Annotated in this window: 14 protein-coding genes; 6 read left to right on the plus strand and 8 right to left on the minus strand. The window is 38.3% G+C overall.

Features of this window, described 5'->3' with window-relative positions; genetic code table 11:
• Positions 1-74: 74 nt before the first annotated feature.
• Positions 75-881, minus strand: a complete 807-nt coding sequence (locus tag B3I52_RS13610; protein WP_293302158.1) for a DUF4249 domain-containing protein — start codon at positions 879-881, stop codon at positions 75-77.
• 12 nt (positions 882-893) lie between these two features.
• Positions 894-3,218: a TonB-dependent receptor gene (locus B3I52_RS13615; RefSeq protein ID WP_293302161.1), complete on the minus strand. Its 2,325-nt coding sequence runs from the start codon at positions 3,216-3,218 to the stop codon at positions 894-896.
• A 312-nt stretch (positions 3,219-3,530) separates the two neighbouring features.
• Between B3I52_RS13615 and B3I52_RS13620 the strand changes: the two genes are divergently transcribed.
• Positions 3,531-4,115 carry a hypothetical protein gene (locus tag B3I52_RS13620; RefSeq protein ID WP_293302164.1) on the plus strand — a complete coding sequence of 195 codons (585 nt, stop codon included), beginning with the start codon at positions 3,531-3,533 and terminating at the stop codon, positions 4,113-4,115.
• Between the two features lie 30 nt (positions 4,116-4,145).
• Here B3I52_RS13620 and B3I52_RS13625 read toward each other — a convergent pair whose 3' ends face one another.
• On the minus strand, positions 4,146-4,598 hold the full coding sequence (locus B3I52_RS13625) for a helix-turn-helix domain-containing protein (protein ID WP_293302166.1): 453 nt from the start codon (positions 4,596-4,598) through the stop codon (positions 4,146-4,148).
• A 1-nt stretch (position 4,599) separates the two neighbouring features.
• A complete protein-coding gene (locus B3I52_RS13630) occupies positions 4,600-4,932 on the minus strand; it encodes a type II toxin-antitoxin system HigB family toxin (RefSeq protein WP_293302169.1) in 333 nt (110 codons plus the stop codon).
• Between the two features lie 150 nt (positions 4,933-5,082).
• Between B3I52_RS13630 and trmB the strand changes: the two genes are divergently transcribed.
• From trmB to B3I52_RS13645, 3 genes are all read left to right on the plus strand, one after another.
• On the plus strand, positions 5,083-5,733 hold the full coding sequence (gene trmB, locus B3I52_RS13635) for a tRNA (guanosine(46)-N7)-methyltransferase TrmB (RefSeq protein ID WP_293302172.1): 651 nt from the start codon (positions 5,083-5,085) through the stop codon (positions 5,731-5,733).
• A 29-nt stretch (positions 5,734-5,762) separates the two neighbouring features.
• Positions 5,763-6,095, plus strand: a complete 333-nt coding sequence (locus tag B3I52_RS13640; RefSeq protein WP_293302174.1) for an MGMT family protein — start codon at positions 5,763-5,765, stop codon at positions 6,093-6,095.
• 84 nt (positions 6,096-6,179) lie between these two features.
• Positions 6,180-6,521, plus strand: a complete 342-nt coding sequence (locus tag B3I52_RS13645) for a carboxymuconolactone decarboxylase family protein (RefSeq protein ID WP_293302176.1) — start codon at positions 6,180-6,182, stop codon at positions 6,519-6,521.
• 76 nt (positions 6,522-6,597) lie between these two features.
• Here the strand turns inward: B3I52_RS13645 and B3I52_RS13650 are convergent, their stop codons facing one another.
• From B3I52_RS13650 to dusB, 3 genes are all read right to left on the minus strand, one after another.
• Positions 6,598-7,164: a hypothetical protein gene (locus B3I52_RS13650; RefSeq protein ID WP_293302178.1), complete on the minus strand. Its 567-nt coding sequence runs from the start codon at positions 7,162-7,164 to the stop codon at positions 6,598-6,600.
• Between the two features lie 356 nt (positions 7,165-7,520).
• Positions 7,521-7,907 carry a Co2+/Mg2+ efflux protein ApaG gene (apaG, locus tag B3I52_RS13655; protein WP_293302179.1) on the minus strand — a complete coding sequence of 129 codons (387 nt, stop codon included), beginning with the start codon at positions 7,905-7,907 and terminating at the stop codon, positions 7,521-7,523.
• 34 nt (positions 7,908-7,941) lie between these two features.
• Complete coding sequence (dusB, locus tag B3I52_RS13660; protein WP_293302180.1) at positions 7,942-8,949, minus strand: tRNA dihydrouridine synthase DusB; 1,008 nt, start codon at positions 8,947-8,949, stop codon at positions 7,942-7,944.
• Between the two features lie 193 nt (positions 8,950-9,142).
• On the opposite strand from dusB, the gene B3I52_RS13665 reads away from it, so the two are divergent.
• Both B3I52_RS13665 and B3I52_RS13670 read left to right on the plus strand, forming a co-directional pair.
• A complete protein-coding gene (locus B3I52_RS13665) occupies positions 9,143-10,060 on the plus strand; it encodes a CPBP family intramembrane glutamic endopeptidase (RefSeq protein WP_293302182.1) in 918 nt (305 codons plus the stop codon).
• 37 nt (positions 10,061-10,097) lie between these two features.
• Entirely contained in the window at positions 10,098-10,907 is an 810-nt protein-coding gene (locus tag B3I52_RS13670) for a phosphatidate cytidylyltransferase (protein ID WP_293302184.1), read from the plus strand.
• Positions 10,908-10,913: 6 nt separating this feature from the next.
• Here B3I52_RS13670 and B3I52_RS13675 read toward each other — a convergent pair whose 3' ends face one another.
• The gene (locus tag B3I52_RS13675) at positions 10,914-11,159 is read right to left on the minus strand and encodes a hypothetical protein (protein ID WP_293302186.1); all 246 of its coding nucleotides are present in this window, start codon (positions 11,157-11,159) and stop codon (positions 10,914-10,916) included.
• Positions 11,160-11,794 lie beyond the last annotated feature (635 nt).

The following is an 11,794-nucleotide window of genomic DNA, read 5'->3' on the forward strand; positions in this document are numbered from 1 at the left end:
AAAGCAATAATGCACTACGGGTAGAAAGTTATTTTTGTTATAAACTTAAGCAATATAAATTAAAGCAGGTCTGCTTATGGAATAGTATATTCTCCGCTTTGTATGGTATGTGCACTAAAGTAGCCAATAGCGCCTCCTTTTATATTACTTACCGGATTAGCCGGAGCTGCACTGTTTCTTACGCCCTGTGCTCCGTTATCTACACTAAACCAATATTTGTAAACAGGTTCTGCTATGGTTAAAAATTCTAACCTTATTTTATCGCCTTTTTTAAGTTTGCTCTCTTCGGTAAACTCATAAGGAAATATAGTTTGGATAACCATTTTACCATCGGTAAATTCATCGTTAGCAGCCATAATAGACTTAGTATAGATACCATTTTTATATTCGATAAAACGATAAAAGTTTTTTACACCAATTGGATCGGTATATCTTGCATGAGTAAACCAGCGTGGGCCATCAAACAAACTCAGCTCGTACGGATAAACATCTTCTAACCGCACTACAGCAGGCATTGTACAGGCCGACGTAAATGTTTGTGTACCAACGGTTACCTTAAGCTTGTAAGTTTGTGTTGGCTTACCTTTTAGGGTAGCATTTAGATAAACTCCTTGTTTTGAAACCTCTGTTAATCGAGTAACATTGCCTAAGGCATCTTCTATCTCTACAACAGCTCCGGTAACACCTACAAAATTATTTGAAGTACTATAACTTTTAGTTTTACTTATCAATACACGGGCGCCTTTGTCATGATCCGTCAATAAGGCTTCTATTACATATTTTTCTGCCGCCGTATCTAAATTCAATTCTATTACTTCCTCACACGAAGAAAAAAGAAAAACAATGGAAAAGAGCGTAATGATCTGTTTTAAATTATTCATCTGTATCAGGTTTTAGAATTTAAAATTATAAGAAATTGATGGTAGAAATTTAAACAATGTGGTGCGTACTACCTCTGTGTTTGAAGGGTCATTTTCTACTTCGCGGAAGGTAATAGCATAGGTGTTTTTTCGACCATAGGCATTGTACAAGCTAAATGAAAGCTCTGAACTAAAATTTTTCTTTTTCTTTAACTGTAGGTTGGCCCCCAAATCTAAGCGGTGGTAAGCTGGCATACGATACATGTTTCTATCGGTATAGTAAAGAAAAACCTGGCCATCCATATTATATTTTCCGTTTGGAAAGGTAATGGCATCGCCAGTATAATAAACCCAAGAAGCGTTTAAGCTCCATTTTTCATTTAGTTGGTAAGAACCTACCAAAGCCACTTCATGCGTACGGTCTTGACGGGCATTGTACCAGTTACCACTGTTAATTCCCTCTATTTGACGTTCTGTTTTAGACAAAGTGTAGCTCAGCCATCCCGTAAAATCACCTTTCTTTTTTTTGAACAATATTTCTAAACCGTAGGCTCGGCCAATACCATATAAAATTTGTGTTTCTATATTGTCAGAGTTGAAAGTTTCGGCGCCATCCCTATAGTCAATCTGGTTATTCATGGTTTTATAATAGCTTTCTACGTTTAATTCAAAAGCGTTTTCGAATAAATTCCGATAGTATCCTGTTGCAAACTGATCAGAAACTTCGGGCTTAACCATTAACGAACTGGGCAGCCATTTATCGCTTGGGCGGCTAGAGGTAGAGTTAGAAATCATGTGCATGTTTTGTACATTTCTTACATAAGATGCCTTTAAAGAACTTTGTTGGTTTAACAGATAGCTTAACGATAAGCGAGGTTCTAAATTGAGATAGGTTTTTACCACATCTCCTTTTTTGTAATAGGTGTTATTGATGATGTTTCCTGCCGGATCTACGGTAAGAAAATTTCCTCCGCCCAATACGCTAAAACCAGTTAAACGCAACCCAAAACCCACATTCAGTTTTTCTGTTGCCTGCCAATCGCTCGATGCAAAAAGCGCATTTTCTAAAGAAAATCTTTCTTGGTAATTTATGGGGTTGTAGCTTGAAGCCCCCTTCGAAGTAATTTCTCCTGGGGTAACCGTATGGTAAATGGAGCTAAAGCCGAATTTCACTAGGTTTCTATCAGATGCTTGCCAGAAAAAACCGTGTTTTAATGCCCAATCTTTCAACTGCGAAAAAATACGAACGTTATCGATGCCTGTATTAATTTCTATTTTATTTTGGTAGCTGCTATAAGATACCGTTGTGGTTGAGTTTAGTTTTGACGAGAAGAGATGCTTCCATTGTGCGTTGGCAATTCCATTTCCCCAACTTAAACCGAAAGTTTCGGCCAAGCCTAGTTTATCGCTCCCTAAATAGCCCGAAAAGGTCAACTTATCATGCTCTCCCAATTGGAAGTCGGCCCTGCCGTTTACATCGTAAAAGTACATGATATTTTGGTTGATGGTGCTATCTGGCGAAAGTCGTATCAGGGCATCTACATAAGTTCTTCGGCCAGATAGTATAAATGATGACCCATTCTTTTTAATAGGGCCTTCCAAAGTAAGTTTAGAAGAAATCAACCCTATGCCTCCAGAAGCCGAGAATTTCTCGTTATCTCCTTGTCGCATCTTAATGTCTAAAACCGAAGAAAGCCTTCCGCCAAATTGTGATGGCATACCGGTTTTGTACACCGTAATGTCTTCTACCGCATCCGGATTAAAGGTAGAAAAGAAGCCCATTAAGTGCGCTGCGTTATAAACAGGCACATCGTCCATCAGCACTAAATTTTGGTCTGCCGAGCCGCCACGCACATAAATACCCGCTCCGCCTTCGCCTGCCGATTTAATGCCCGGCAAAAGCTGTATGGCTTTCATTACGTCGCGTTCGCCAAAAATAAGCGGGATGTTTTTAATGGCTTTCATGTTTAACCTTTCTGTGCCCATTTGTGGGCTGGCCAGGCTGCGGCTGTCTCTAGTGGTAGAAATTACAATTTCGTTGAGCTTGTTAGCGCTATCTTCCAACTCAAAATTTAAAGTTTGGTGGTTTCTTACTTTAAAGGTTTTTTGTAGGGTTGCCATGCCCACCGCACTAACTAGAAAAGTGTAGTTGCCGGCTTTAAGTTCAACTTCGTAATTGCCCAAACTATCGGTTAAAATATTGCGTTTTATTTCAACAATGTTGATGGTTGCCGCTTCGATTACCGTTTCGGCACATTTAACCCGACCAGAAACCTTAAAAGTTTGCTGCCCAAAAGCAGTAGAAAAGAAAGATATGCTGAAGAATAGGAGGAGAGTTCTAAAAAGAATTGATGTCATTTTATGTACGGAATTTACAAGGTTAATGAATGAGGGTTTGAGAATATGACAACGAAAAAATACATAGCCCCTATGCTTCTCTTAATTTTTTGCAAGTTAAGGAGAAAACTGGAAACCTATTGTTGAGGTTTTGCGGTTATGACGGTAATTTGTTCAAATAGATATCTTTATAATTCCTAAAATTCAGCCAATATCAATACCTTTATCACCTAATGCTACATTCTTGATGGTCACCCTAAACTGCTCGCTTATATCAATCTTAAAATAGACCCACATGACGTTCACATCAGCAAACAATATTACGAGGAAAAGATGAGTGGCGAGATGATTCTGTCAGCTCTAAGAATACTAAATAAAAATGCCTTTAATCATTATTTGCTCAACTGCTCAGAAGAAAACTTGTCGGGATTGTTGCCTGTTGAGGTTACCGATGCACTAGATAGAGTTCTAAGAGCAGAAAAAAATTTTGGAACAGAAATTACCAAAAACATCCGTACGGCTTATCTCCACCCCACACACAGGCAATGGGCAGAACAAAGGCTCCATGTTATCCGTAGCAATAAATACATTAATAAAGGACTTTCTTTATACTTTACGCATAAACGCCCTGAAGATAGTTATGGTATGTGGCTCCGTTATCCTATTAATAATCTTACTGATTTTGAAAATTGGAAAGAGGTTTACCTAGAGGGAAAGCAGCTAAATACAGAAATAGAAAATATGCTTAGGCCACGATTCCAACAGAGGGAGGAAATAGAAAATCCATCTAAATATGAACATACTGCCCAAAGGGACTTTGGGGCTGTTCAATCCGATGGCTGGTTTAGCACTCGAGAGGCCTTTTTATTGATTGTTATTTTCCTAGGATTGATACAATTAATGATAAGAGGATGTTAGCAACCCGTGTTTTTTTGTTGAAATTGAGCCTTACTTAGCGTATTGGATCTGTTTTGTGGTATTCATTACACTGGCATTGCGCAAATGGGCATTTATAGGCGAAACTAATTTATAGGGACGGTTAAACGCTTCCTGTCTTACTTTAAAATAGTCGGCCAGTTTTCTAATTACCTCTTTTGAAAGCCCTTTTTTATAATTTAAAATATCAGACACATAACTTTTGCCAATACCCAATATGGTTGTCATATCCTGTGGTTTTAGATGATAATCCTGCATAAAAGAGTGCAACAGGGTAATTGGGTCGGTTTCTTTAAACGTACTGTGTTCTTCGTCGTACTTTTCAATCAGCAAGGTCAATAAATCAATTTCATCTTGCAAGGGTGCGCTATTTTCATGCGCAAGTAACGTTTCCAGTTGATTACAATATTGCTCGTACTGGCTTTTGTTTTTAATGATGGTATATCTTATTGCGGTTGTTTCCATGTTAATAAAGGTTAATAGTGTATTGTCTGCCTTGTTTGCAAATTTTATCGTATTCTGCATGTGTACCCATCCAACATACAAATAAATGTACCTGTTTTGCTCCAAAAACATATTTACATATCATTCGATAATTATTTCCTGCAATATCAAAAACAACCCTGTTACTACTTTTGCCTAACAAATCGGTAGTATTATAGGTCTGTTTCATATCGTTAGGCTCTTCCCAATCGACAAATTTTAGTTTTTCTGTCCAGTCTTCAAGCGAAGTCTTACTTTGTGGATGTACATGCACAAAATCTTCTAAAGTCTGTTTTTTAATCAGGTGGACTTTCATTTTCTTAAACAAAGATAAATATAAGTTCGCAAAAAGTGAACTTTTTGAAACAACAATTTAACAATTCGTTCCGTTGGATAATTAACAAAAAGGATAGTTTTATCCAATGGGGTAAACAATTTAATTACTTTTGCACTTTAATTTTTAATTGTGGGAAAAGACAAACTCAGAAAATTTGCGGAAATAAACACCTTTCCGAACGTATATCAATTAGACGAAGCCAAAGTATTGAAAGGAAATTGGGCAAAAACCCATTTTAAAAACGATAATCCTGTGGTATTGGAGTTGGCTTGCGGAAAAGGAGAATATTCGGTTGGTTTGGCTAGGCTTTTCCCAGAAAAAAACTTTATTGGTATAGACCTAAAAGGAAATAGAATTTGGCGAGGAGCTAGAACGGGTGTTGATGAAGGAATTCCAAACCTTGCTTTTTTACGCATCCAAATTGAAGATTTGTTGGCGTATTTTGGCGAACAAGAAGTGGATGAGATTTGGATTACTTTTGCCGATCCACAGCCGCAAATTAGCAGGGAACGTAAGCGCTTAACATCGCCAAATTTCTTGGCAAAGTATAAGCTTTTACTGCGTAACGGTGCTAAAATTAACCTAAAAACCGATAATGATGGTTTGTATAGCTACACGAAGGAAAAAATAGCAGAACTAGGTTTGCTAACCCATAAAGATACCAACCATTTGTACCAATCTGATTTGGCCGATGAGGTACTTTCTATCAAAACGCATTACGAACGGATTTATCTTAAAAAAGATAAAAACATTAATTATATTCAGTTTTCTTTTTCATAAAGACTAAAGGTAAAAAACCATAGACCAAAATGCCCCATGCCCTAACCTTTTACGAACAAGTTTACGAAGTGGCAAGGCTAGTGCCTAAAGGAAGGGTTACCTCTTATGGCGCAATAGCCAAGGCGCTAGGCGTAGCCAACTCGTCGAGAATGGTGGGACATGCCATGGCTTATGCAGGGCAGGCCAGCCCTAAAGTACCCGCACATAGAATAGTAAACAGTAGCGGTTTGCTAACCGGTAGATTTCATTTCTCGCCACCAAGTTTAATGCAAGCATTGTTAGAAAAAGAAGGAATTACGGTAGTTAACGATAAAATTAAGAACTTTAAACAAGTGTTTTGGGATCCGTTGCAAGAACTGTAGAAGTCCGATGTCGGAAGACGGAAGTCCGATGATATTATTGCATATTCAATCATTCACATACCCTCATTTAATCATTACCAAATCATGGGAAAATTAGTAGAAGAGTTTAACAACTATCGTTCACGTATGAACGAACGGGTAATGGAAACCGCCAATACCAATATTAAGCGTTTTTTTGCATTAGACACTACTGCTTATGCCGAAGGCGCATTAAATGTAAAAACAAAGGAAATGTTGGGCTTAGTGGCTTCGATGGTTTTAAGGTGCGATGATTGCATAAAATACCACTTAGAAAAATGCCACAACGAAGGCGTTACCAACGATGAAATTAACGAAGTTTTTATGATAGCCAATTTGGTAGGTGGCTCTATCGTTATTCCGCATTACAGAAGGGCAGTAGAGTTTTGGGATGATTTACAGCAATAGCGAAGCTGGCATTAATAAAAAAAACAGCTTTTGGAGACGCCAAAAGCTGTTTTTTATTTTAGATAGACTTTATGCGCTATTTTTCTTTAATAATGTTAGCTACCGCTTCACTATCTAACTGGTTGTTGTTAAAGTTAAAGGCCGACAAGCTAAACTGCGCTTCGAAAGCATCAAGTACAAGACATTTAGGCGAGTTGGGTTTAATCACATACAGTACAAACAAACCAACACCAGCATTAGGACAGGTTAAACAAACTACCACATCTTTACAGTTTTGGTTGGCTTGTTCTCTCCAAGTACCCACGTTTGCCTCATAGTAAGCATCTATTTCTTTCCAGCATAGGTCTATTGGCTTAACTGGATCTACAGGGCCAACTGTACCATCTACCACCGGAACAAATACATTGTTCTTTTCTGATACTTTTTTAAGGTAAACTTTACCATCTTTTTGAGTTAAAGCTGCTTTAAGCTCTGCTTTGGTACCAATTAAAATGGCAGCTTCTGTACCGCCCCTGGCTGTGGCTACCTTCATGCCCACAGAAAATCTTTCTTCTTTTCTAACTTCTTCTTTATCTTTCTTGCAAGCAAATAGGGTAACTAAGGCAATTGCAAGTACAGCAATAATTTTAATAGACTTTTTCATGATCGTGTTTTTTAAAGGTTAAAAATTGATTGTTTCAATGGTATATCACCTCCTCACGAAAATTGTTACCCTATATTTTGAAATTTATTTTAATGCTTTTGGAAAACAACGTGTTGTTGCCTGATAATAAGCTATTTAATAACAATAGCTATTTTTTGTACAATTCAGCTGTTCAACATTTGTAATGTCGAACTCCCTATCAAGGAATTTATAATTTCTATTTTAACTCAGAGCAGATAATACTTACTTGTTGTTCGAATTAAAACCCTATGATAGTGCTTCGGAGTTACAAACTCTGTACAAGAAGGTTTGGAAAGGAAGAAGTTGTTTGCCCTATTCAGAAAAAGAGGGCCCTTTTAATTCAACCTAAAAGGAACAATGAGCTCAAACTCGGGAATATTAACCAAAAACTCTGTGTTGTCAATAGTGCGGCGCATTAAATATTTACCACGCATACTGCCAATGTCTGTTTTAAGGTTAGAACCAGAAACGTAGGCATAACTATCGCCAGGGGTAATTACGGGCTGTACACCTACCACGCCTTCGCCTTCTACTTCTCTTACGGTGCCGTTAGAATCAAAAATAAACCATTGGCGGCGCATCAGTTGTATCTCGTAATCGCTAAGGTTTTCGATATGGATACGGTAGGCAAACATAAAGTGCCCAGCCTCAGGGTTAGAATGTTCATCCTGATAAATGGTATCGACCGAAATTTTTACACCTTGGGTAATTGATGTAACCATAACAATGAGTTTTTAAAAGTTGTTTGCTCAATAATCAAGCCATTTCAGAAACGAGGGCTACGTTCAAATATTTATCAGCAATTTCGTCTAGTAATGTATATAAGGTGTCTATATTCTCTTCCTTAACTAGCTGCATGCGATAAGGTTTAAAATCTGGTAGTCCTTTAAAGTAATTAGCATAATGCCTGCGCATCTCAAATACACCAACTTTTGGCCCTTTCCACTCAATTGATTTTGTTAAGTGCGTTCTACAGGCTGCTACTCGCTCTTCTAAAGTTGGGCCAGGCAAATGTTCGCCAGTGGTAAAAAAATGTTTTATTTCTCTAAATATCCACGGATAACCAATAGCAGCTCTACCAATCATCATCCCATCTACACCATATTCCAATCGCCAGTTGGCCGCTTTTTCTGGGCTATCAATATCGCCATTGCCAAAAATTGGAATTTTTATACGCGGGTTACGCTTTATTTCCCTGATCAAAGTCCAATCGGCCTCGCCTTTGTATAATTGTGCCCTGGTACGGCCGTGTATGGTAAGTGCTTGTATGCCTATATCTTGTAAACGTTCGGCAACTTCCTCTACGTTTTTGGTATTATCGTCCCAGCCTAAGCGGGTTTTTACGGTTACGGGCAAATGGGTGGCTTTTACAACGGCTTCGGTCATTTTTACCATTTTATCAATGTCTTGCAACAAAGCAGAACCAGCGCCCCTGCAAGCTACATTTTTAACCGGACAACCGTAGTTAATGTCCATTAGATCTGGCTGTGCCAAGGTGGCAATTTCCGTTGCTTCACGCATGCTTTCTATATCGCTACCAAAAATCTGGATGCCAATAGGCCGCTCATACTCAAAAATATCAAGCTTTGCCCTGCTTTTTGCCGCAGAGCGGATCAGTCCTTCCGAAGAGATAAACTCGGTGTACATCATGTCTGCCCCGCCTTGTTTGCACACATAACGGAAAGGCGGATCGCTCACATCTTCCATCGGCGCCAACAATAAAGGGAATTCTCCTAAATCTATATTTCCTATCTTTACAGACATTTTTCTATCTTCAAAGCCAATTAGTGTTTAGCACTCACGTCATGCTGAATTTATTTTACTGTAGCTTTGCGCTACCGATAAATCGGCACAGGTTTCGCTACAGGTCGGCATCGGTTAACCAGGCCCCGAAACAAGTTTAGGGTGACGGAGAGTAAAATATTAAAACGCCACAAAGTTACGAATAAAAAAAATAATGTATCAAAATAGCACTTACAAGCACGAAAACAGTCCTTTTTTACAATTATTGTACTTGTTGTTATTTGCCCTTATAGGCGTGGTAGCTTTTGCGGTATTGGGCTTTGCCGTTGTTTTTTTTACCAGTGGTATGGATGGTCTGCGTGCTGCGGCAACTAACGATTATAGCGATGTTTCGGCATTTAAAATTTTATTGGTGGCGCAGCAAATTGGATTGTTTTTAGTGCCAGCAATTTTTTTAGCCATTATAGAAGGTAAAAAGCCTACCCGTTTTTATGGCCTGGACGCACCTAAATTAAACCTATTGCTTTTGGTGGCAATATTATCTATTTGTTGGATGCCCTTAATGGCCTTTTCTAACGAGTGGAACCAAAAAATGGTATTTCCAGCGTTTTTAAAAGGGATAGAAAGCTGGATGCGTGATCAAGAAGATAACATGGCTAAAATTACAGAAGCCATCCTTAAAATGAAAAGCACGGGGCATTTGCTGGTTAACCTCTTTGTTATTGCTGTTGTACCTGCTATTTGCGAAGAATTTCTATTTAGGGGGGCGGTGCAGCGTACCATATTCCGCATTAAATCTAATGCGCACGTGGCTATATGGCTTTCGGCCATTATTTTTAGCACCATTCACTTTCAGTTTTATGGTTTCTTGCCTCGGTTGCTTTTAGGGGCAGCATTTGGCTATGTCTATTTCTGGACGGGCAGCATTTGGTACGCCGTTTTTGCCCATTTTTTAAATAATGCCTATGCCGTTTGTGTAGCTTATTACCTGCAAGCCAATAATCAATCTTACAATAATGCCGAAGATATTAGCATGCCTTGGTATGGTTATTTAATTAGTGCAATATTAACCTTAGCTTTGTTTGGTTTAGTCCGAAAGTTAGGTGTCGGAAAGTCCGAAGATAATAACTAAACAAACGAAGCACACATCTCAACACTCATATTTCAAAATGAAAACCAGAGCCATTACCGCATTCTTTTTTACTATCGTCATGTTGGGTTCCATTTTTTTAGGGCCCTACACATTTACTGCTTTCTACCTACTGTTAAGTTTGGTAGCCTTGTTAGAGTTTTACAAAATGGTAAAGATAGGGGGCATACGTCCTCATCGAAATATAGGGGTTGCACTTGCTACGCTCATCTTTTTAACTACGGCGGCATATCATTTCTTGCATTTCGAGCTTAAATACTTGTTGCTCATTATTCCATTAGTTTTTTCTGTGTTCATTGCAGAGTTGTACAAGAAAAACAAAATACCCTTTGCTAATATTTCTTACACCTTTGTGGGTTTTATATATGTAACCCTTCCGTTTTGTTTCTTCTATGCTTTGGGTTTTATCATGGATTTTAATACCTATAGTTTTCATTTTCCATTGGCTTTTTTGTTGATGCTTTGGGCCAATGATACCGGCGCCTATCTATTTGGGATGAAGTTGGGCAAGCGTAAACTGTTCGAAAGGCACTCGCCTAAAAAATCGTGGGAAGGCTTTTTTGGCGGTGTTTTTACCAGCTTGGTGGTTTCTATTGCTATTGCCTATCAGTTTACCGAAGTAGAACCCATAGTTTGGGCAGGTATGGCGGCCATTATTTCTTGCTTTGGTACGCTTGGGGATTTGGTAGAATCGATGTTGAAACGAAGCTTAGATGTTAAAGATTCGGGAACATTTTTACCTGGCCATGGTGGTTTCTTAGATCGTTTTGATGGCCTATTGATTGCAGCGCCTATCGTTTATGTTTACTTGTATCTGTTAATTTACTAACAGCTCTTAATTTGTTCTACTTTTAAGTTCTGCGTTTATTTTCTTCAGCTGTGCTGAAAATATAATTACCAAAGGAAAGAAACAAATAGCGGTAATAGTGATAGCGTTAAAGCCCTTTTTAACAGAAAGCATAGCACTAGCTATCGTCATTATAATCATAGCAATGCTGATCGTAAATATAGTAAGCCTCATTATTTTTGCTTTTTTCTGTAGCTCTGCGGTAGTTATTTTAGTTAAATCTTCTTGTGCCATAAGCGAAACTAATAATTTAATTTTTAGCAAGGCAATTTCTCTTTAATTAGTGTAGAAAAAAGTAAGTTTTGTTTATCATTACAGAAGTTACAAAACAGCTCCCTCTTTAGCGCAAGTCCAATGTCATTAAGTTAAGCGTTGGCGGGGACGCCAACACTTGATTTTGCGGACGTTGGCGTCCTCGCCAACGGACTAAACTTCTTAACTTAATGACATTGGGCGCAAGCGTCCGCTTGTGCCTAATCTGGTAAACCTCTAGCCCCTTATTCTTTTGGCAGTAACGTAAACTATCTAATAACACCTCCCTATACTCATTTCTTACAAATACATCTATCCAATAAACCACCGCAAAACTTATAAAGTAAAGCTGCTCTTGGTCTCGTATCTTATATTTTGTGCTCATTTCTTCTATTTGTTAATTAGCACAAGCGGACGCTTGCGCTAGAACAACCTTAAGCCAGAGGGGGGCTAGAAGGAGTTCATATATACACTATTACCGTTTGTAAGTACCCATATTACGTTGTTATCGGAATTCATCATGCAAAAATAGACGCTTAGCCTATCTTTAGACATCCAAACTTTAAATCGTGTCTGATTGGTTATTTCATATTCAATTAACCTGTTGTGCATTTAGG

This window comes from Pedobacter sp. UBA4863 (assembly GCF_002399615.1).
GTDB lineage: Bacteria > Bacteroidota > Bacteroidia > Sphingobacteriales > Sphingobacteriaceae > Pedobacter.